Origin of the sequence: Flavobacterium ginsenosidimutans (genome assembly GCF_037478105.1) — a bacterium.
In the GTDB taxonomy this organism is placed as follows: Bacteria; Bacteroidota; Bacteroidia; order Flavobacteriales; family Flavobacteriaceae; genus Flavobacterium; species Flavobacterium ginsenosidimutans.
This window is the reverse complement of the sequence record NZ_CP147988.1, coordinates 4975323-4996106: the sequence shown is the minus strand read 5'-3', so window position 1 is coordinate 4996106 and position 20784 is coordinate 4975323. Positions and strand designations below refer to the sequence as shown.

Here is a 20784-nt window from a genome sequence, read left to right as displayed (position 1 = left end):
CATTTTTGTCTTTTTAGTTGTTAGTTATTTAATTTGTTGAATAATAGATATGGTTTCAAGAATCTGATCCAATACATCTGAATGCATTGGAGAGATTTCTTGGTTAAAATTCATTAAATATTTTTGGTGATGTTTTTTATGTTTTGCTTCGATATGAATTATAAAGGCAAACAAAATGAAAGTAGATTATTAACAACAGATACACATATAACAAATAGTGCTATAAGTGTATTTTTTAGGAAGAATGTAACGCGATATGCTTTCTGTTGTTTTCACAATAATAGTTTTTTATAGTTGGAAATATTATTTTAAACTCTACTAATCCTATAGACAAAGTTAAATTTTATATAATAAAAACCAAAAGTTTAGACGATTTTTTTTGAAAAAAGTCTTTTTTAGAATTGGAAATCACTTAAAAAACAATTCTTAATGCCTTGTTTTTTAAGTGATTGTATGTGTTGTTTGATTTAAAAAAAATGTTAATTTATTTTTTAATTGAAGTGCAAAATTGTAGTATTTTACATTTAAAATGCTTGTTTTTAATACTTTGTAAGATATGTAAAAGCTCTAAAAACGTCTTGTAAATGTTTCAGAATGAGTTGATACACAATTTAAGGCAAACGATAGTAAGTTATTTAGCAATAATTTTAAATTTTGTTATATTGTTTATTATTAGTGTTTTAACTGTTTTTTTTCTAATTTTAATACATTCTTATTTTTAGCAGGAAAATTGAAATATTTCTGCAATATTGATTTATAGGTTAAATTTTTCAGTAATAATTCTAACACTATTTTTCTATGTCTGATCTTTCCCAATCACATCGCATTCTTTTTTTCAATACGTTAGCATTTATAATTTGTTTTGCCTGCTGGACGTTAAATGGAGTATTAGTAACTTTTTTAAACGATCGTGGTATTTTTGAATGGAGTGTCGTCGAGATAGGGTGGCTTCTCGGGATTCCGATTTTAACAGGTTCGGTAATGCGTTTGCCAATGGGAATTCTCACAGATAAATTTGGAGGGAAACCGGTTTTTTCTTGTTTATTAATCTTGAGTTCAATTCCATTATTTCTTTTACCTTTTGCTTATAATTTCTGGACGTTTGCGATTTTGAGTTTTTTATTCGGAATGGTAGGAACTAGTTTTGCCATTGGCGTAGGCTATACTTCAGTTTATTATCCAAAAGAATGGCAAGGAAGAGCCTTAGGTATTTTCGGAATGGGAAATTCTGGCGCTGCACTGACTACTTTTCTAGCGCCGACATTACTGACAAAATTCTCGGAAAATGATCCAGAAAATGGCTGGAAATGGCTTCCAATTATTTATGCAAGTGTTTTGCTTGCTATGGGAATTGTTTTTTTGATTTTTACAAAAAATAAAAAAATTGAAGCAGCACCTAAAACAATAAATCAAGTTTTTACACCGCTTAAAAGTATCCGAGTTTGGCGTTTTGGATTATATTATTTTCTTGTTTTTGGTTCATTTGTAACATTTTCGCAATGGTTGCTTCCCAATTTTTTAAACGTATATCATACGACTTTGGTTATGGGTGGAATTTTTGCTGCCATATTTAGTTTGCCATCTGGAGTTATTAGAGCTTATGGCGGATTTTTATCTGATCGTTTTGGTGCGAGAAAAGTAATGTATTGGGTTTTGAGTTCTTCAGTTGTTTTAAGTTTTCTGCTGATGTTTCCAAAAATGGATATTACAACATCTGGTTCTGGTATTACAGCAGCAAAAGCGGGAACAGTTACCGAAGTTTCAAACGATAAAATTGTTATTGGCGATAAAACCTATCCGATAATTCAAGAAGATAAAAATGCTGCACACAGCAAATTTTTCCCATCAAAAAAGTCTTGGCAACAAGTTGTAGTAGAGCAGAATCAGCAAGTTCAAAAGAAAGATTTATTGGCAGAAGGAATTACCCAAATTCATTTTGAAGCCAATATTTGGATTTATTTAGTTTTAGTAATTCTGATTGGTTCTGCGTGGGGAATTGGCTCTGCAGCGGTGTATAAACATATTCCGGATTATTTTCCAAATGAAGTTGGCGTTGTAGGTGGAATGGTTGGCTTACTCGGCGGTTTAGGTGGATTTGTTGGACCAATTATCTTCGGTTATCTTTTAAGTACAACTGGTTTCTGGACAAGTTCATGGATGTTTATTTTGGCAGTTTCTCTTATTTGTTTAATATGGATGCATCGTGTTGTTGTGAATTTGATGAAAGAGAAATCACCAGAATTTGCTAAAGATATGGATCGAAAACATTAAAATAGATTTATAAAAACAGAAAAAGCCTTTTCTAAATACAGAAAAGGCTTTTTCTATTTTAAAAGGTATTCATTTTCTGTTATTTAGGATGTTTTAAAATAAGATAAAAATATCTTTTATATGATATATGTCATATAAATTATCAGATTGAGACTATAATTTTGCTTGCATAATTGATGATAATCACTCGATTATATTCAGGTAATCTACATAGTTTATGAATAATTTGTCTCAATCTCACCGAATTTTATTTCTTAATACCTTAGCTTTTACCGTATGTTTTGCATGTTGGACATTAAATGGCGTTTTGATCACTTTTTTGGCTGATAAAGGAATATTCAATTTTACTGTAGTAGAAATTGGTTGGCTTCTCGGAATTCCTATTCTTTCAGGTTCTGTTTTCAGACTGCCAATAGGAATTTTAACAGATAAGTATGGTGGCAAATATGTTTTTTCGGTTTTACTACTCCTATGTTCTGTGCCGCTTTTTTTACTTCCTTTTGCAAATTCCTTTTGGAGTTTTGCAGTTCTAAGTTTTTTCTTCGGATTAGTTGGAACCAGTTTCGCCGTTGGGATAGGATACACTTCAATTTGGTATCCAAAAGAATGGCAAGGAAGAGCCTTAGGAATCTTCGGAATGGGAAATGCCGGTGCAGCCATTACCACTTTTATTGCGCCTACCTTATTAAATAATTTATCTGAAAGTGACCCACTTAACGGCTGGAAAATGCTTCCAGTTATATACGCATCCATACTAGTAATTATCGGAATTCTTTTTATTGTTTTTGCTAAAAACAAAACCAATCATGGTATTTCAAAAACTATGGGAGAACTTATGTCTCCGCTTAAAAAGGTCAGAGTGTGGCGCTTTGGTGCGTATTACTTTTTAGTTTTCGGATTTTTTGTAGCCTACTCGCAGTGGCTTCTTCCAAATTTCATGAATGTCTACAATACCACTTTAGTAATGGGCGGTATGTTTGCTACAATGTTCAGTCTTCCATCAGGAGTTATAAGGGCTTTTGGAGGTTATCTCTCAGATAAATTTGGAGCGAGAAAAGTGATGTATTGGGTTTTGGGCTCATCAATCGTAATCAGTTTTTTATTGATGTTTCCAAAAATGGAAATCTTCACTGCGGGCCCTGGAGTTATGTCTTTAAGTAATGGGACGGTAACAGAAATTTCGGCAGATAAAATAATAGTCAACGGAAAATCACATCAAATCAACACTAAAAAAGATCTGGAAATAAATAGCGAATCTTCTGTTTTCCCTGTAAAAAAATCTTGGCAGGAAATCATTGTAAAACAAAATCAGGAAGTAAAAAAGAAAGAATTATTAGCAAAAGGAATTACCCAAATCAACTTCAGCGCCAATCTTTGGGTGTACGTTGTTTTGGTAACGCTGATAGGAATTTCTTGGGGTATTGGAAAAGCGGCTGTTTACAAACACATTCCAGAATATTTTCCTAATGAAGTTGGAGTAGTGGGCGGAATGGTTGGTTTGATTGGTGGATTAGGAGGTTTCTTCGGTCCAATAATCTTTGGCTATCTTCTCACTTATACTGGACTCTGGACAAGCTCATGGATATTCATATTTCTGGTTTCTGTTCTTTGTTTAGTATGGATGCACAGAACAATCATAAATGCGATGCGAAGTAAATCACCCGATTTTACAAGAGAAATAGAAGACAATCATTAAAAATTAAATTGAAATAGAGATGAAAACTTGGTTAGACAAATGGAACCCCGAAGATGAAGCATATTGGAATTCTGACGGAAGTAAAATTGCATGGAGAACTTTAACAATTACAACAATTACATTAGTATTATCATTTGCCTCATGGTTCATGATGAGTGTTATAGCAGTAAAACTGCCTGGATTAGGATTTAATTTTTCTAAAGATCAGCTTTTTTGGTTAACTGCAATACCGGGATTAGCTGCCGGATTATTGCGAATTATTCACACATTTCTGCTTCCTATTTTTGGAACGCGACATATTATTTCTTTGGCGACAGCAATTAAATTAATTCCCGTAATCGGAATTGGTTTTGCAATTATGAATGTAAATACGCCTTTCTGGGTTTTTGCAGTTTTGGCTTTTACAACTGGTTTTGGCGGTGGAGATTTTTCTTCTTATATGCCAAGTACAAGTTTGTTTTTTCCTCAAAGATTAAAAGGAACTGCATTAGGAATTCAGGCAGGAATTGGAAATTTTGGTGTTTCAATAGCACAATTCGTTACGCCATTAGTAATAAGCGTCGGAATTTTTGGAGCTTCGACCGTTTTTACAAGCATCGATCCGAAAGAAACGTTAACTGTTTTCCAAAATTCTTCAATTGAAAAACAAAAAGAAGTTTTTGTTGCTTTAGATAGTCAAGTACAAACGAAAATTCTTTCTAATGTAAAGAAAAACATTGTTGATTCTGTAAGTACGGCCGTGAACTCGCAAGACAATGCGGTTGTTTTTGCTTCACTTCCTGTTAAGGCAAAAGCAAAAGCGATTGCAAATGCAAATCCAAAATTAGCAGAGAAAATAATAAACAACATTAGCGCCGAAAATACAGCGGTAAAAAACAAACCAATTTATTTGCAATCTGCAGCATTTTGGTACGCGCCATTTCTAATAATTATGGCATTTATAAGCTGGTTTTATTTAAGAAGTATACCGATGAAGGCTTCTGTAAAAGAGCAATTGGATATTTTCTCAAATAAACATACTTGGTATTGTACAATTACATACGTAATGACTTTTGGAACTTTTGCAGGTTTATCTGCCGCTTTTCCATTAATGATTAAATTTTTATATGGAGATTTTCCAAATGCGCCAGATCCTTTAGTATATGCTTTTTATGGACCGTTAATAGGTTCTGCCAGCCGAATTGCTTTTGGATTTGTTGCAGATAAAGTAGGAGGAGCCGTATTGACAACCATAACAGGTTTAGGAATTTTGGCAGGAGCTATTATTTTAGTAACTCAAGGATTAGTTGCACCGACAAGTATGGATCAGTTTCCTCTTTTTGTAGCAGTAATTTTAGCAATGTTCTTTTTTACCGGAATTGGAAATGCTGGAACCTTCAGACAATATCCAATTATTTTTAAAGAGAATCCTCGTCAGGCAGCAGGAGTTATTGGTTGGACAGCTGCAATTGCGGCATTTGGGCCATTTATCTTTTCTAAATTAATAGGAAATAATATTTCGGCTAATGGTACTGTAAATCAATTCTTTATTGGTGTTTCTTTTTTTACTATATTAGCTACAGGTATCAATTGGTGGTTTTACAATCGTAAGAATTGCGAGAAACCAAGTTAAAGAAGTAATCATTAAAATAAAAATTAAGGATGAAAAAGAAAACGTTTAATACCAAAGCTTTACTGGTTGCATCACTGGTTTCTATACTTACAATTATACTAGTATTTTACGGTTCAAGGCAGTTGCAAAATTTTGATGCTGCTCTCGTAACATACCTCTTCGGAACTGTATTTGCATTCTTTGGAATCGTTTATCGATACACAGTTTGGCTTCAAAGACCTCCAACTTGGATGTACTTTAAAAGGAGTCTTAAATTTCTTTTTACCGGAAAAGTGTTTTCACATTTATGGTTTTTAGGAAAAGAATCGGTACAGAATATTTTAGTTCAGAGATTTATTTATCCGAGAAGCAAATGGCGCTGGTTTGCCCATTTTTGTATTGCCATAGGATGTTTATCCGCTTTTGCGATTACAATTCCGCTAACATTTGGATGGATTCATTTTACATTAGCACCCAATTCCATTTCCATTTACGAAGCACATTTCTTCGGATTCAAAATGATGGATTTTCAAATAAATTCATTTTTAGCATTTCTGATTTTTCATGCATTAAACTGGTCTTCATGGCTTGTTATAATTGGTTCAGTTTATTATTTAAGAAGAAGATTAACCAATCCTGGACTTATTGCAACACAAACATTTGAGGGTGATTTATTGCCTCTTATTTTATTAATAGCGATTTCCGTTACTGGATTGTGTTTGACTTATTCGTATCAATTCATGAAAGGTTTCGCTTATGATTTTCTCGCTGTAATTCATTGTGTAACAGTAATTATGTTTTTGCTTTGGATTCCGTTTGGGAAATTCTTCCACATCATTCAGCGTCCCGCGCAAATTGGAGCACATATTTATAAGCAAGAGGGAATTAAAAAAGGAATGGCTGTTTGCCCTCATACAGGCGATGAATTTGCAACTCAACTTCATATCGAAGATTTAAAAATTGTAACCAAACAATTAGGTTTCGATTTTACTCATGAAGATGGAACTTCTCATCTTGATTTAAGTCCTGAGGGAAAAAGATCGCGCTTAGCACAAGCACATTTAAAAGCCAGATTAGAAGGCGGTAATTTATTTGGATAATTTATTTAAAAAGTATTCAGTAGCAGTATTCAGTTTACAGATTAAATTGAGGCCGAGACTGAAAACTGAAAACTAATAAAAAGTATGCAGTCACATTTAGCGGTTTACAATTTAAACTGACACTGGGACTGAGACTGAAAACTAAAAAAAATGGCAAAACTACCAGTATCAATAGAGAAAATAATAGATGACTTTGGACCGCATTTAAACTACGCGCCAGTAGACGGTTATGCAGGAAGAGATGAACCAGATGAAGTTGTAAAAACGCATTGCTGTTTCTGTGGTATGCAATGCGGCATTCAATTAATGGTGAAAGAAAACAAAGTTGTAGGTTTTGAGCCATGGATGGAATTTCCTTTTAATGAAGGTCGTTTATGCCCAAAAGGAGTACAGCGTTATCTTCAAAATAATCATCCAGATCGTCTTTTGCATCCAATAGAAAGAGTAGAAGGAAAAGGTTTTGAGAAAGTTTCCTGGGATGACGCGATGGACAAAACGGTTTCTGAAATAAAAAGAATTCAGGAGAAATACGGAAAACACGCATTCTCAATGCTTTCTGGCGTTTCATTAACCAATGAAAAAAGTTATTTAGTTGGAAAGTTTGCCCGCGTTGCCTTAAAAACAAGAAATCTGGATTATAACGGCAGACTTTGTATGGTAAGCGCTGGTGCAGGAAATAAAAAAGCATTTGGTTTAGACCGAGCTTCAAACAATTATTCTGATTTAGAATATGCTGAAGTCATTATTGTAACAGGCGCCAATATCAGTGAAACATTTCCAACTCTTACTCATTGGATTTGGAAAGCCAGAGATCGTGGCGCAAAATTGATTGTTATAGATCCAAGAATGATTCCGCTGGCTAGAACTGCCGATATTCATCTTGATGTAAAACCCGGAACAGATTCGGCTTTATATGGCGCAATGTTGAAATATTTGGTAGATCACGATATGCTCGATCATGATTTTATCGATAATTATACATCTGGATTTCAAGAAACAATTGATGCCGTAAAAGATTATACTTTAGAATGGGCAGAAGAAGTAACTGGAATTGACAAGGAAAAAATAAAAGCTGCTGCCGAATTATGGGGAAAAGCAAAAACTAGCTTTTTATTGCATGCAAGAGGAATTGAGCACCATTCAAAAGGCGTAGATAATGTTGTAGGCTGTATCAATTTGGTTTTAGCAACTGGAAGAATCGGAAAACCGTATTGTGGTTACGGAACAATTACAGGACAAGGAAATGGTCAGGGTGGCAGGGAGCACGGACATAAATGCGATCAATTGCCAGGAAACAGAGATATTGAAAATCCAGAACATAGAAAATATATTTCTGAAGTTTGGGGAATTGATGAAAAAGATTTACCAGGAAAAGGACTCACAGCTTACGAAATTATCGAAGCAATTCATAGAGATGAAATAAAAGGCTTAATTTCTATTTGTTTTAATCCGTTGGTTTCGCTTCCAAACAATAATTATGTGCGATCAGCTTTAGAAAAATTAGAGTTTTATGTATGTATTGATTTCTTCTTGAATGAAACTGCAAGACATGCGGATATTGTTTTAGCAGGCTCTTTACAGGAAGAAGAAGAAGGAACAACAACTTCTGCAGAAGGACGCGTTATTCGAATCAGGCAAGCCGTTACGCCACCGGGTGAAGCAAGAACAGACACTTCGATTTTATTAGAAATTGCTGAACGTTTGGGCGAAAAAGATAAATTTACTTACAATAATAGCGAAGAAATTTTCAATGAATTACGTGTAGCTTCAAAAGGAGGTACAGCAGATTATTTCGGAATCACATATAAAAAAGTAGAAGATAATATGGGCGTTTTCTGGCCTTGTCCAACTGAAGATCATCCAGGAACACCAAGACTTTGGGAAGATAAAAAGTTTAAAACACCTGACGGGAAAGCGCATTTTAATCCCGCGCCATATAAACTTCCGGGTGAAGTTACCGATGATGAATATCCAATAACACTGACAACTGGACGTGTAGTTTCGCAATATTTGAGTGGAACGCAAACCCGAAGAATTGGAAAATTAGTGGATCAGTTTCCGGAACCAATGGTCGAAATCCATCCAGAAATGGCCACAAAATATAATATTAAACAACGTGAATTAGTTCGAGTAGTAACGCGTAGAGGCGAAGGGATTTTTCCAGCAAATATTGTAGAAACTATTAGAAAAGATACTGTTTTCATTCCGTATCACTGGCCGGGACACAAATCTGCAAATCAGCTAACACCAGGAACTTTGGATCCAATTTCTAAAATTCCTGAGTTTAAAGTCTGTGCCTGCCAATTATTTCCGCAAGGGGCAATTGCCCCGCCAGCAAAAGAATCTGAAGCTTATGCAAGTGTTTAATCTATAAAAAGAATAGTATGAATTTAACGAATTTTAATACCAGCGAAGAATTTTTTGTAGATATGCAACGCTGCATTGGCTGTAAAGCTTGCGAGATGGCTTGCGCTGAGTGTGAAACCAATGGGCAGCAAACTTTAATCAGTGTAAATTATGTAGATCGCGCGGCAACTATTCAGACTACAGTTCAAGTTTGTATGCATTGCGAAGATCCAGTTTGTGCCAATGTTTGTCCCGCAGACGCTATTTCACAAGATGAATTTGGCGTAGTTCACACGGCAAGCACAGAAAGATGTATTGGTTGTTCAAATTGCGTAATGGCATGTCCGTTTGGCGTACCGAAAAAAGTCGAAGAATACGATTTGATGATGAAATGCACCATGTGTTATGATAGAACTAGCGTAGGGAAAAAACCAATGTGTGCAACAGTTTGCCCTAGCGGTGCTTTGTTTTATGGCACCAGAGAACAAATTGAAGAAATGAGACCAAACAGCACACCAATTAATAATTTCATTTTTGGAAAAGAAAAAGTGAAAACCAAAGTCAATATTATGATGCCAAAAGGCAGTACAGAATTACGAATTTATTAAATGACAAATCATGTCTAAAGAAGATAATTTAAATGAAAACTGGAAAAAAGATTTTCCAATAAAAAAACAAGAATCAACCCAGGTCAGTCGACGCGATTTTGCCAAATTCTTAACTTTTGTTTCTGGAGGCTTAATGGTGGGAACTGGATTTGTGACTGCAAAAGCTTTTTTATTGCCAAAGGAAGAAGTGCAAGGCGAGCATTTTATTTGTAATAAAGAAGATGTTCCTGTTGGAGGAACGAGAGGTTTTGTTTTAGAAGGAAGTACAATTCCGTATATTTTAATTCATTTAGAAAGTGGTGAATTTAGAGCTTACGAACAAAAATGTACGCATCTTTCGTGTTCTGTTTTTTATAAACCAGGAACAGGAATTATACATTGCCCATGTCACGAAGGATCGTTTGATGCCATGACGGGAGATGTAATTGCTGGGCCTCCACCGAGAGCTTTACCACAATTGGAGGTAGTTTTTAAAGAAAATGCTGTTTTTGTAAAAGCATTAATTGAGAAAAAAGAAAGCTAATTTAAATTTTGAATTATGAGCACATTTAGAAGAAGCCAAAACAGAGCGAATCCGAATAAATTGAACAACATACTTTCGACACTTATCTTTATTCTGATTTTAAATGTAAGCATTCAAATTTGGCTTTTGTATGCATCATTAAACAATGCATTAGATAATAATAAAGAGATTTTAATTCCCGCTTTTATAGCTTCTGCGATCTTATTTTTAATTGGGTTTGCTTGGCTTTATTATCTTCCAAAGGGAAATTTCAGAAACAAATAAAATGAAATTCTTAATTTCAAAAAGCTATTTTGGTTTTTTATGAATCTATTTGCATTAATTACGCTAAATTTATATTTTTTAAAGAATTAAGGTTTTTTAATGATTTTAACTAAGTAAAAATACTTATATTTGTAATAAGTATTTTTTGCTTTTAAATATACACCAGCATAATGATTAAAGTTGAAGAAGCCATAGCAATTATTGAAGCGAATAGTACTAAAATGCCAACAAAGAATATTTCGGTACGCAAAGCTTTAGGATATGTTTTAGCAGAAAAAGTGATTTCGCCAATCAATATGCCTCCATTTCGCCAATCAGCGATGGACGGATATGCGTTTACACACAGTATTCGCCATCAATATGATGTTGTTGGAATTTCTCAGGCTGGAGATCATTCAAATATAAAACTGAAAGCAACTGAAGCAATTAGAATATTTACAGGAGCTTATGTTCCAGATGATGCTGATACAGTGGTAATGCAGGAACATGTGATGGCAAATAAAGATTCGATTTTAATTGCTACAATGCCAGAGAAATTGTCAAATGTTCGTCCAAAAGGAGAACAGATTGCTAAAGATGAGGTTGTTTTTGAAGCCAATACTTTGATTACACCTGCAGCAATTGGTTTTTTGGCTTGTCTGGGAATTACAGAAGTTGAGGTTTATAAGAAACCGAAATTAGCGATTTTAGTAACAGGAAATGAACTAGTTCAGGCAGGTGAGAAGCTAAAAAAAGGGAAAATATACGAAAGCAATTCAGTTATGTTAGAAGCAGCGCTTCAAACTATCGGAATTGAAAAAACGAAAGTTTACAGAGTAAAAGATAATCTGAAAGCAACAAAAAAAGCGTTGCAAGGGATTTTAAAAAAATATGATATCGTTCTTATTTCTGGCGGAATTTCAGTTGGAGATTATGATTTTGTAAAAGAAGCATTATTGCAAAACGATGTAAAAGAACTTTTTTATAAAATCAATCAAAAGCCAGGAAAGCCAATGTTTTTTGGATCTAAAAATGAAACTTTAGTCTTTGCGCTTCCGGGAAATCCGGCGTCATCATTGACTAATTTTTATATTTATGTTGCTCCGGCGGTGAAAAACAGAATTGGATATTCGGAAATTCACAAACCGAAAGTAGTTCGAAAATTAAACTCAGAAATAAAAAACAATACTGGAAAAACATTGTTTTTAAAAGCAAAATACGACGAAACAAGCGTAACGGTTTTAGATGGACAAAGTTCTGCAATGCTAAACACATTTGCAGTTGCAAACAGTTTATTAATTGTTCCAGAAGATATTGAAAATTATAAAAAAGGGCAATTGGTAACATTATTGCCAATTGATTAGATTTTAAGAAAATAGAATAAAGCGCTAAGAAAAAAGATTTTAGTTATTAAAGATGAAAAGCAGTATGTAAATAAAAACATATAGCTGAATGACTTGAAACTTTAAACCTGAAACAAACAAATACCAAATGAACCTCCTAAATTCCGAAAATATACTATTATTCAGTTTCGCCTTAATTGTAATTGCATTTTTATATTCAAGCGTTGGGCATGGCGGAGCTTCGGGATATTTAGCATTGATGAGCATTTTTGCTTTCCCGGTTTCGATTATGAAACCATCAGCTTTGTTATTGAATTTGTTCGTGTCGAGTATTTCGTTTTTATTTTATTATAAAAATAATTATTTCAAGCCCAAGCTCTTTTATCCGTTTGCGATTGCATCGATTCCCGCGGCGTTTGTTGGAGGTTTTATAACCTTAGATAATGCGATTTATAAAATTGTTTTAGGAATTGTATTGGTTTTTGCAGCCTTGAGATTGTTTGGAGTATTTAATTTTAAAGAAAAAGAAGAAGTAAAAATAAATCTTCCGTTTGCTTTAGCAATTGGTTTTGCAATCGGATTATTATCTGGAATGTTAGGAATTGGCGGCGGAATTATTTTAAGTCCGATTCTATTATTTTTAGGATGGGCATCAGTAAAAGAATCAGCAGCGGTTTCGAGTCTATTCATTTTTGTGAATTCAACAGCCGGAATGTTAGGATTCTTTTTAGGAGGAAAAACAATTCCGATGGAAAGTTTTTACTTAGTTCCAATTGCAGTTGTCGGAGGAATGTTAGGAGGTTTTTACGGAAGCGGTTCTTTTTCGAATAGAACATTAAAAATGGTATTAGGAACAGTGATTTTAATGGCAAGTGTTAAATTGATTTTTCCTTGAAAATAAATTGAATTTTAACCGCAAAACACGCAAAGTTTTATAAAAGCGGTTTTGAGAATAGTAAAGCACGCAAAGCTTTGCGAACTTAATTTAAAAGTTAAGTAAAAAAAACTTAGCGCACTTTGCGGTAAAAAAACGCATTTCAACTTTAAACCTGAAATACAAAGACAATGGAAACACTAACAGTATTTATTCTTTGCGGAGGAAAAAGCACCAGAATGCAGTCAGAAAAAGGATTGGTTTTGTTTCAAGATAAGCCATTTATTGAGCACATCATTCAGGCGATTTTACCAATAACAGATCAAATTAAGCTGATTACAGCATCAAAAGAATACGACTATTTGGAATACGAAAAAATTCCAGATTTAATTGTAGATAAAGGCCCATTAGGCGGAATTTACACGGCATTATCGCATTCTGAAACCGAATTTAATCTGATTTTAAGCTGTGATATTCCGTTAATTTCAACCGAGTTATTACAGGAATTAATTTCAAAACATACACAAGAAGCAGGAATTACAGTTTTTGCATCAGAAAGTAAAACACATCCTTTAATCGGGATTTATTCAAAAAACATTGTTCCTGTTATTAAAGAAGCAATTGATTCAAATGAGTTAAAAATGATGGATTTGCTGGCAAAGCTTCCGCATCAGATTATCAATATAGAAGAAAGTGAAAATTATCATTTGACTAATATTAATTCAGCTGATGAATTAAACGACCTGAATATCAATTTAACATAAAAGACTATGCGAAATTTAAAAACACCAAAATTGACGATTGTAGGCGCAGGTCCAGGCGACGTTGAATTGATTACGCTAAAAGCAATTAAGGCTTTAGAAAGCGCCGATGTAGTTTTGTACGATGCTTTGGTAAACGAAGAATTATTAGAATATGCGTCAAATGCAGAAATTGTTTTTGTTGGAAAACGTTTGGGTTGCCACGCTTATACACAAGATCAGATTAACGAATTGATTGTTTCAATGGCAAATCGTTACGGTCATGTTGTACGATTAAAAGGAGGCGATTCTTTCGTTTTTGGAAGAGGAAGCGAAGAAATTGATTATGCGGTAAAATTTGGTTTAGAAACAGCAGTTGTTCCAGGAATTTCTTCTGCTTTGGGCGTTCCCGCTACAGCAGGAATCAGTTTGACACAGCGTAAAATAGCAGAAAGTTTTTGGGTAATTACAGGAACAACTTCTAATCACGAATTATCGAAAGATATACATTTAGCATCAAAATCGGCTGCTACGGTGGTAATTTTGATGGGAATGCATAAGTTAGAAGAAATCATTGCGATTTATCAAGAAAATAGAACGGATGATCTCCCGATTGCAATTATTCAAAACGGTACGAAAAATTCAGAACAAAAAGTGATAGGAACTATAAGTACAATCACTAAATTGGTATCCGAAAAGAATATTTCATCACCAGCCATTATCGTGATTGGTGAAGTAGTGAAAAATACATCAAAACTGACTGAATATTTTCAAGAGCATTTTGATGATGAATTCATTTTTCAAAATTTAAATTTATAAAAATGATCGAGGTTAAATATTTTGGAGCTGTCGCTGAAAAAACAAAATGTGAATTCGAAAAACTATCTTTTTCGGAAGAATTATCATTGCAAAAATTATTGCAAGATTTAAACGAAAAATACGAGTTTGAATCATTGACTTTTAGCGTTGCAGTAAATCAGAAAATAGTTTCAAAAGCAGCTGATTACACTTTACAAACTAGCGATATTGTAGCATTATTGCCACCATTTGCTGGCGGATAAAAATAAAATTATGAATGGAGCCGCGAGATATAACAGACAAATCATACTTCCTGAAATTGGAGATGTTGGTCAGTACAAATTGCTGAAAGCTAAAGTTTTGGTAATTGGTGCTGGAGGTTTGGGTGTTGCTATTTTACCTTATTTGGCTGCGGCGGGAGTTGGCGAAATCGGAATTGTAGATGATGATTTTATTGAGATTTCGAATCTTCATAGACAAGTAATTTACAAAAGTTCAGCGGTTGGAAAAGGAAAAGCGACTGAAGCAAAAGCAATGATTTCAGAACTGAATCCGCAGATTAAAGTGAATGTTTTTGCGGAGAAATTGTCTGGAAAAAATGCACTTTCTTTATTTGAAAAATACGACATCATTGTTGATGCAACAGACAATATTTCGATTAAATATTTAATCAATGATGCTTGTCTTGTAACCAATAAACCAATGGTTTACGGATCTATTTTTAGATTTCAAGGGCAAGTTTCAGTTTTCAATTATCAAAACGGACCAACTTATAGATGTTTGTATCCAGATGAAAATTCGAATGTAGCAAATTGCGAAGACGCTGGCGTAATAGGAGTTTCTGTTGGAATTATCGGAATGTTTCAGGCCAATGAAGTTCTAAAAATGATTCTCGGAATTGGAGAAGTTTTAAGTGGAAAAATATTGGTTTATAATATTTTAAATAACGAACAGCAGAAATACGATTTTGAAAAGAATTCAAATCTTGAAATAGCAAAAGAAGATTTTGAACGAAAATACAATTCAGATGAAAATCAAATAGAAGAAATAAAATTTGAGCTTCTTTTGGATGAAATAGAAAACAATGAGGTTCTTTTTTTAGATGTTCGAAATGAAGATGAAGTACCAAAAATCAAATTTAAAAACAGCATTCAAATTCCGTTGATGAATTTAGAAAATGAAATGAAAAAGCTAGATTCAAATAAAACTATTTATGTTTTCTGTCAATCAGGAATTAGAAGCAAAATTGCAGTTGAGTTGCTTCAAAAGCATCAATTTAAAAATATTAAAAGTATTGCTGGCGGTGCTTTGGCAATGAAACAATTATTAAAAGAGGATAAATTAAAGTTAAAAATATAATATGAAGTTAAGCAATTCATTTAGTGGAGCGCTAAGAACATTCACTTATTTCATGGCAAGTGGGACTCATTATAATTTGAAAGGTATAGAATATATATCTCTTTATGGAGAAGAACCAAGTGCGATTGAACAGGTATTTGCTATCTATGCTAATGTTATTGAAATGGATGAAAATGGAGTGGTTCTTAATGATCAATATGCACAATTGCGAGCAACAGATTATCTAAAACAATATTGTACCTCAAATTTTGTAGTTAATCCGCCTTATGAAGATTGGGAGATAGAATTATATTAAAAAGATTATTGAATTTGCTTTGTCAGGCTGAGCGGAGTCGAAGCCCTAGTCCAATTGGAGCGCCCTTCGACTTCGCTCAGGGTGACAAATGAGGCAAAACAAAAAATCCAAATAATCCTTTTAATCTGTGGCAAAAAAATAAAAAGAAATGAGTAAAAATGTATTTGTAGAAGGACCGATTTCTCCAGAATTTATTGCTGAATCGATCGCTAAACATCAATCAAAACATACGATTGGAGCGCATAATATTTTTCTAGGACAAGTCCGTGCCGATGTTATTCACGACAATACCGTCGTAGCAATCGATTATTCGGCGTATACAGACATGGCAAATGAAGCTTTGTATGCAATCCGTGAAAAAGCTTTTGCTAAATTTGATTTGACCTGCATGCACATTTACCATAGTTTAGGTGTTGTAAAAGCAGGCGAAATCTGTTTGCTTGTCTTTGTTTCGGCAACGCGACGCAAACAGGTTTATGAAGCTACAGAAGCCATTGTAAACTGGATTAAAACAGATGTGCCAATTTTTGGCAAAGAAATGTTTGAAAACGATACATTCACTTGGAAACAAAATACCTAACAAAATAAAATGGTAGATATTACGCATAAAATAAGCACTTTAAGAGTCGCAACAGCAACCGCAATTGTAAAGGTTAGCAAACAAGAAACAATTGATGCAGTTGTCAATAATTTAGTGCCAAAAGGAAACGTGTTTGAAATGGCAAAAACTGCTGGACTGTTTGCGGTAAAAAACACGCATTTGTCCATTCCAGATTGTCATCCGCTTCCAATTGAATTTACTTCTGTTGAATATAATATTGAAGGTTTGGATATTCATATTATTTTCAAAGTGAAAACCGTTTACAAAACAGGAGTTGAGGTTGAAGCCATGCACGGCGCATCAATTGTAGCATTGACAATGTACGATATGCTGAAACCAATTGATAAAGAAATTGAGATTTCAACAATCAAATTAATTAATAAAGAAGGCGGAAAATCGTCTTTTAAAAATAAATTTCCGAATGCAATTAGAGCCGCAGTTTTCGTTTGTTCCGATTCGATTTTTGCGGGCGATAAAGAAGATCGTTCTGGAAAAACTATTGTAGAAAAATTAGATTCATACGGAGTCGAGACTTCTCATTATGAAATCATTCCAGACGAATTGGATATTATTCAGGAAAAAACAAAGGCTTTCGCCAAAGAAAATCAGCTGGTGATTTTTACAGGCGGAACAGGTTTGTCTCCAAGAGATGTTACGCCAGAAGCTTTAGAACCATTATTGGAAAGCAGAATTCCAGGAATTGAAGAAGCCATTCGCAGTTACGGTCAGCAAAGAATGCCGTATGCGATGCTTTCTAGAAGTGTTGCAGGAACATTAGGAAAAAGTTTAGTTTTGGCTTTGCCAGGTTCAACAAACGGAGTAAGAGAATCTATGGACGCTGTTTTTCCACATGTAATGCACGTTTTTCATATTTTAAAAGGAAAAAATCATGACAGCCTCTAACACTGTTTTAACGGATGGTTTTGGGCGCAAGCATAATTATTTGCGCATTTCGCTGCTGGAAAAATGCAACTTGCGTTGTACGTACTGTATGCCGGCTGAAGGAATTGCGCTTTCTCCAAAAAGCAGTTTAATGACGGCTGATGAGATTTTTGCCATTGCTCAAACTTTCGTAAAAAATGGTGTTGACAAAATCAGGTTAACTGGTGGCGAACCTTTGCTAAGAAAAGATTTTCCAGAAATAGTTTCTAAACTATCTCATTTAGATATTTCACTTTCCATTACCACAAACGGAATTTTAATTGATCGTCATATTGAGGTTTTAAAGCAATTTAATGTCAAAAAAATCAATTTGAGTTTAGATACCTTAGTTTCATCTAAATTTCATACGATAACGCTTAGAAATCAGTTTGAGAAAGTAATTGATAATTTGCATTTGCTTTTGAATAATGATTTTCAGGTAAAAGTAAACGTCGTTTTGATGAAAGGTTTTAATGATAATGAAATTGTTGATTTTGTAAAACTAACGCAGTTTCTTCCTATTTCTGTTCGTTTCATCGAGTTTATGCCGTTTGCGGGAAATGAGTGGGACAGAAGCAAAATGGTTTCGCAACAAGAAATTTTATCTTTAGTTGAAACTCAATTTTCTTCGGATGATATTCAAAAACTAGAAGACGAAAAAAACTTCACTTCAAGAAACTATAAAATAAAAGGATTTCAAGGCGATTTCGGAATCATAAGTTCGATTACAAATCCGTTTTGTGATAGTTGTAACCGCATCCGCTTGACGGCTGATGGAAAAATAAAAAACTGCCTTTTCTCTAATTCAGAAACTGACTTATTAACTGCTTTTAGAAATGGAGAATCCATTACTGATTTGATTTCAAAATCGATTCAGAATAAAAAGAAAGTACGCGCAGGAATGGTTACGATGGATGAAATGGACGATCCTAAAAAACATTTTGACAATCGTAGTATGATTGCGATTGGGGGGTAATGTTAATTGTGAATGGTAAATTGTAAATTGTGAATGAGTTACTTTATAAATAATTAAGCTTCTTGTGATAACACAAAGTTTGTCATTGCGAGGAACGAAGCAATCACACGACTATTTGCAACGTTGCTTTTGTTAGTGCGGTTGCTTCGTTCTTCGCAAGGACTTACTACTGTGAATAAAAAAAGGTTTAACTTTTTCAAAGTCAAACTTTTCTCAGAATATTATTTTTTCTTTTTAGCTTTTGCCTTTTTTTGAGCTTTAGCTTTCTTTTCAAGTTTCTTAGCTTTAGCTTTTGCTTTCTCTTTTTTAGCCTTTTCCTTTTTCTTTTCAGCTGCTTTTAGTTTTGCTTTTTTAGCTTTTTCTAATTTTTTGATAACAGCTTTAATCGCTTTTTCTCTTTTCTTTTCTTTCTCTTTTTTGGCTTTCAGTTTAGCTTTCAGCTTAGATTTTATATCGTTTTTCTCTTTGCCAATTTTTTCAACAGTAACAACAGGTTTGTTTTCCGCAGCATCATTGGTTTTAATTTCTACAATTTCAGAAACTATAGGTTCTTTTTTTGCAGGTGCTGTTGCTGCTTTTTTCACAGTTGCGCTAGGAGTTGTTTTGGAGGCAGCTCTTACGGGTGTTTTTGCTGCAGGTTTTACAGTAGCTGTTGGTGCTTTTGTGGCCGTTGTTTTCGTTGTTGAAGTCTTGGCAGCTGATGGTTTTACAGCTGTTCTGGTGGTTCTTCTAACTGTTGTTTTAGTTTCTGGTTGTATTTCTGTAGTACTTTCTACAGCTGTTTCTGCTGGAATATCAGTAGCTTTTTCAGCAGAAGATTGTGTTGTTCTTTTTATCATAACTGTATTTTTTTATTGAATAAATAGATGTTAACCAAGTGGTTTCAAAGCTTTTGAAGTATGCAGCCTTACGATAAATTCTTAGTTAAGCTAAATATACACAATTTTTGAATACAAAATGCGACACTTTTTTAGAACTCATTAATTTTCAATCGTTTCCAAAATTCTAAAATTGCTTTTTGGTGCCTCGCAAAGAGAACAGCAATAATTTTCGGGTAGATTTTCAAATAAAATGCCTTTTGGAACACCTTGGGTTTCATCTCCGTATTCAGAATTATAAAGCGTTAAACATTCCTGGCATTGATAAATGTCTAATTGTGGTTTTTCTTTTTTCTGAGAATTTTCAGTTGTCTCTGAAGTTGAATTTCCGAGTTCATCGAAATATTTTCGGCTTAACTCAATTAAAATTGTCGGAAGTTCTAGTTTATCAATATCTTGTGAATGCACGATATATTCGCGAGTATTTGGGTCGAAATTCTTGGCGAACAATACATTATAAGTATCTCTGATTTTGATCGATTCTAAAGCTATCGGAAGTTCATTTTTTTCGATAACAATCGAAGTAAAATAATGTCCGTCGCGATTGTATTCTGAAATTCCGAAATTCAATCCGTAAGTACTGATGTCGAATTGATCTAAAGTTCGAACCAAGAAAGTTTTAAGATTTAAAGCCCATTCCATTGCAACGGGTAAATGCCAATTTAACTCTAACAACGAATGACGAACGTTAATTCCTCGTTTTCCTAAGAATTTTTCCCATTCCAGTTTTCGGTCTTTCGGGATTCCTTTGATTATGAAAGATTTCCAAGGCGTAATGCAGATTTTTCCGATTTTACATTCAAAACACAGATCACACATTTCTTTTAGAAAATCCAAATCGTATAAATTATTTCTCCAATACAATCCCAACCAATATTGATCAATTCCCATTCGGTTCATTCCTTCGTAATAAGGAAATGGATAAAATGGGATATTTAATGGTTTGTCAATTGTTCGATTATTGGTATCTAAAGCTTCACTTACCAAAGCGAAAAGTGTTTCAATATCAACTGAATCTTCTTCTGATATTTTTTCGATTTCGTAATAAATTTTAGCCAAGTCCCAGCTGTAAAGTAAAACAGGATAAACCTCCATTTTTTCCCATTTTGGAAGACGAATGTATAAATACCAGTAATCTTCATGTTCTGAAGCAATAAAATTCAAATGTCCTGTAAACAAAGGCACCAATTGTTGCTTCGGATCGGTTATGTTGACTTTAAGTTTTGGCTGTTCTTTAAATTCTTCTAAAATATATAAAAAACGGTTTCCTGTAAGCCAGTTGGTATTTCTGAAAATATCAGTCGAAACATAAGAAGAAACAATATTGTTGCCGCTTTTTTGATCGGGATAAACAAAATGATGTTTTCCTAAAGTGGTTTTGTCCAAAGATTTAAATCCTTTCGGAAAAATAATATCCTGTCTGGAACCAAACGAAATCGAATCCAAGCCTTCTTCCAAAGCGATATTTACAACTTCTCTAAGTTCCCCTGGCGAAATAACGCCTCCTTTTACTATTAATCTTGTTAGTTCCATTTTTTTTCAGTTTTCAGTCTCAGTTTTCAGTCTCAGTCTTGGTCACGGTTTTCGGTCACAGCATAAACTGAAAACTGCGACTGCGACT

The 20784-nt window shown here is 33.9% G+C and carries 20 protein-coding genes; 18 read left to right on the top strand and 2 right to left on the bottom strand.

The features are described from left to right. Nucleotides 1-798 precede the first annotated feature (798 nt). From V6624_RS21395 to moaA, 18 genes are all read left to right on the top strand, one after another. The gene (locus V6624_RS21395) at nt 799-2271 is read left to right on the top strand and encodes an MFS transporter (RefSeq protein WP_338840096.1); all 1473 of its coding nucleotides are present in this window, start codon (nt 799-801) and stop codon (nt 2269-2271) included. 217 nt (nt 2272-2488) lie between these two features. Further along, the gene (locus V6624_RS21390; protein ID WP_111285412.1) at nt 2489-3967 is read left to right on the top strand and encodes an MFS transporter; all 1479 of its coding nucleotides are present in this window, start codon (nt 2489-2491) and stop codon (nt 3965-3967) included. 19 nt (nt 3968-3986) lie between these two features. Further along, on the top strand, nt 3987-5579 hold the full coding sequence (locus V6624_RS21385) for a magnesium transporter MgtE N-terminal domain-containing protein (protein ID WP_338840095.1): 1593 nt from the start codon (nt 3987-3989) through the stop codon (nt 5577-5579). 29 nt (nt 5580-5608) lie between these two features. Beyond that, on the top strand, nt 5609-6658 hold the full coding sequence (locus V6624_RS21380) for an MFS transporter (protein ID WP_111285408.1): 1050 nt from the start codon (nt 5609-5611) through the stop codon (nt 6656-6658). A gap of 150 nt (nt 6659-6808) precedes the next feature. After that, nucleotides 6809-9025: a molybdopterin oxidoreductase family protein gene (locus V6624_RS21375; RefSeq protein WP_338840094.1), complete on the top strand. Its 2217-nt coding sequence runs from the start codon at nt 6809-6811 to the stop codon at nt 9023-9025. 17 nt (nt 9026-9042) lie between these two features. Continuing rightward, a complete protein-coding gene (locus tag V6624_RS21370; RefSeq protein ID WP_111285404.1) occupies nt 9043-9612 on the top strand; it encodes a 4Fe-4S dicluster domain-containing protein in 570 nt (189 codons plus the stop codon). 10 nt (nt 9613-9622) lie between these two features. Then, complete coding sequence (locus V6624_RS21365) at nt 9623-10135, top strand: ubiquinol-cytochrome c reductase iron-sulfur subunit (protein ID WP_111285402.1); 513 nt, start codon at nt 9623-9625, stop codon at nt 10133-10135. 15 nt (nt 10136-10150) lie between these two features. Further along, a complete protein-coding gene (locus tag V6624_RS21360; RefSeq protein WP_089059585.1) occupies nt 10151-10399 on the top strand; it encodes a DUF6755 family protein in 249 nt (82 codons plus the stop codon). Between the two features lie 170 nt (nt 10400-10569). After that, nucleotides 10570-11742, top strand: a complete 1173-nt coding sequence (glp, locus tag V6624_RS21355; RefSeq protein WP_111285400.1) for a gephyrin-like molybdotransferase Glp — start codon at nt 10570-10572, stop codon at nt 11740-11742. A 127-nt stretch (nt 11743-11869) separates the two neighbouring features. Then, nucleotides 11870-12616 carry a sulfite exporter TauE/SafE family protein gene (locus tag V6624_RS21350; RefSeq protein ID WP_338840093.1) on the top strand — a complete coding sequence of 249 codons (747 nt, stop codon included), beginning with the start codon at nt 11870-11872 and terminating at the stop codon, nt 12614-12616. A 170-nt stretch (nt 12617-12786) separates the two neighbouring features. Then, the gene (locus V6624_RS21345; RefSeq protein WP_338840092.1) at nt 12787-13359 is read left to right on the top strand and encodes a molybdenum cofactor guanylyltransferase; all 573 of its coding nucleotides are present in this window, start codon (nt 12787-12789) and stop codon (nt 13357-13359) included. 6 nt (nt 13360-13365) lie between these two features. Then, the gene (cobA, locus tag V6624_RS21340; protein ID WP_338840091.1) at nt 13366-14154 is read left to right on the top strand and encodes a uroporphyrinogen-III C-methyltransferase; all 789 of its coding nucleotides are present in this window, start codon (nt 13366-13368) and stop codon (nt 14152-14154) included. A gap of 2 nt (nt 14155-14156) precedes the next feature. After that, on the top strand, nt 14157-14396 hold the full coding sequence (locus V6624_RS21335) for a MoaD/ThiS family protein (RefSeq protein ID WP_213258242.1): 240 nt from the start codon (nt 14157-14159) through the stop codon (nt 14394-14396). A 10-nt stretch (nt 14397-14406) separates the two neighbouring features. Beyond that, nucleotides 14407-15492, top strand: a complete 1086-nt coding sequence (locus V6624_RS21330) for a HesA/MoeB/ThiF family protein (protein ID WP_338840090.1) — start codon at nt 14407-14409, stop codon at nt 15490-15492. A 1-nt stretch (nt 15493) separates the two neighbouring features. Further along, nucleotides 15494-15787, top strand: coding sequence for a DUF7677 family protein (locus V6624_RS21325; RefSeq protein ID WP_422389320.1), 294 nt, complete (start codon nt 15494-15496; stop codon nt 15785-15787). 148 nt (nt 15788-15935) lie between these two features. Then, nucleotides 15936-16367 (top strand): molybdenum cofactor biosynthesis protein MoaE, encoded by a 432-nt coding sequence (locus V6624_RS21320; RefSeq protein ID WP_338840088.1) that lies wholly within the window; start codon nt 15936-15938, stop codon nt 16365-16367. A gap of 9 nt (nt 16368-16376) precedes the next feature. After that, on the top strand, nt 16377-17291 hold the full coding sequence (moaCB, locus tag V6624_RS21315; RefSeq protein WP_338840087.1) for a bifunctional molybdenum cofactor biosynthesis protein MoaC/MoaB: 915 nt from the start codon (nt 16377-16379) through the stop codon (nt 17289-17291). After that, nucleotides 17278-18285: a GTP 3',8-cyclase MoaA gene (gene moaA, locus V6624_RS21310; protein WP_338840086.1), complete on the top strand. Its 1008-nt coding sequence runs from the start codon at nt 17278-17280 to the stop codon at nt 18283-18285. Before moaCB ends, moaA begins: the two co-directional genes overlap by 14 nt. 221 nt (nt 18286-18506) lie before the next feature. Here the strand turns inward: moaA and V6624_RS21305 are convergent, their stop codons facing one another. Further along, complete coding sequence (locus tag V6624_RS21305) at nt 18507-19124, bottom strand: hypothetical protein (protein ID WP_274257844.1); 618 nt, start codon at nt 19122-19124, stop codon at nt 18507-18509. Between the two features lie 141 nt (nt 19125-19265). After that, nucleotides 19266-20696, bottom strand: coding sequence for a rubredoxin (locus tag V6624_RS21300; protein ID WP_338840085.1), 1431 nt, complete (start codon nt 20694-20696; stop codon nt 19266-19268). Nucleotides 20697-20784 lie beyond the last annotated feature (88 nt).

Excerpts from the sequence above, each read along its gene's own strand:
- V6624_RS21395 (WP_338840096.1), top strand. The coding sequence starts at position 799 with ATGTCTGATCTTTCCCAATCACATCGCATTCTTTTTTTCAATACGTTA.
- V6624_RS21390 (WP_111285412.1), top strand. The coding sequence starts at position 2,489 with ATGAATAATTTGTCTCAATCTCACCGAATTTTATTTCTTAATACCTTA.
- V6624_RS21385 (WP_338840095.1), top strand. The coding sequence starts at position 3,987 with ATGAAAACTTGGTTAGACAAATGGAACCCCGAAGATGAAGCATATTGG.
- V6624_RS21380 (WP_111285408.1), top strand. The coding sequence starts at position 5,609 with ATGAAAAAGAAAACGTTTAATACCAAAGCTTTACTGGTTGCATCACTG.
- V6624_RS21375 (WP_338840094.1), top strand. The coding sequence starts at position 6,809 with ATGGCAAAACTACCAGTATCAATAGAGAAAATAATAGATGACTTTGGA.
- V6624_RS21370 (WP_111285404.1), top strand. The coding sequence starts at position 9,043 with ATGAATTTAACGAATTTTAATACCAGCGAAGAATTTTTTGTAGATATG.
- V6624_RS21365 (WP_111285402.1), top strand. The coding sequence starts at position 9,623 with ATGTCTAAAGAAGATAATTTAAATGAAAACTGGAAAAAAGATTTTCCA.
- V6624_RS21360 (WP_089059585.1), top strand. The coding sequence starts at position 10,151 with ATGAGCACATTTAGAAGAAGCCAAAACAGAGCGAATCCGAATAAATTG.
- glp (WP_111285400.1), top strand. The coding sequence starts at position 10,570 with ATGATTAAAGTTGAAGAAGCCATAGCAATTATTGAAGCGAATAGTACT.
- V6624_RS21350 (WP_338840093.1), top strand. The coding sequence starts at position 11,870 with ATGAACCTCCTAAATTCCGAAAATATACTATTATTCAGTTTCGCCTTA.
- V6624_RS21345 (WP_338840092.1), top strand. The coding sequence starts at position 12,787 with ATGGAAACACTAACAGTATTTATTCTTTGCGGAGGAAAAAGCACCAGA.
- cobA (WP_338840091.1), top strand. The coding sequence starts at position 13,366 with ATGCGAAATTTAAAAACACCAAAATTGACGATTGTAGGCGCAGGTCCA.
- V6624_RS21335 (WP_213258242.1), top strand. The coding sequence starts at position 14,157 with ATGATCGAGGTTAAATATTTTGGAGCTGTCGCTGAAAAAACAAAATGT.
- V6624_RS21330 (WP_338840090.1), top strand. The coding sequence starts at position 14,407 with ATGAATGGAGCCGCGAGATATAACAGACAAATCATACTTCCTGAAATT.
- V6624_RS21325 (WP_422389320.1), top strand. The coding sequence starts at position 15,494 with ATGAAGTTAAGCAATTCATTTAGTGGAGCGCTAAGAACATTCACTTAT.
- V6624_RS21320 (WP_338840088.1), top strand. The coding sequence starts at position 15,936 with ATGAGTAAAAATGTATTTGTAGAAGGACCGATTTCTCCAGAATTTATT.
- moaCB (WP_338840087.1), top strand. The coding sequence starts at position 16,377 with ATGGTAGATATTACGCATAAAATAAGCACTTTAAGAGTCGCAACAGCA.
- moaA (WP_338840086.1), top strand. The coding sequence starts at position 17,278 with ATGACAGCCTCTAACACTGTTTTAACGGATGGTTTTGGGCGCAAGCAT.
- V6624_RS21305 (WP_274257844.1), bottom strand. The coding sequence starts at position 19,124 with ATGATAAAAAGAACAACACAATCTTCTGCTGAAAAAGCTACTGATATT.
- V6624_RS21300 (WP_338840085.1), bottom strand. The coding sequence starts at position 20,696 with ATGGAACTAACAAGATTAATAGTAAAAGGAGGCGTTATTTCGCCAGGG.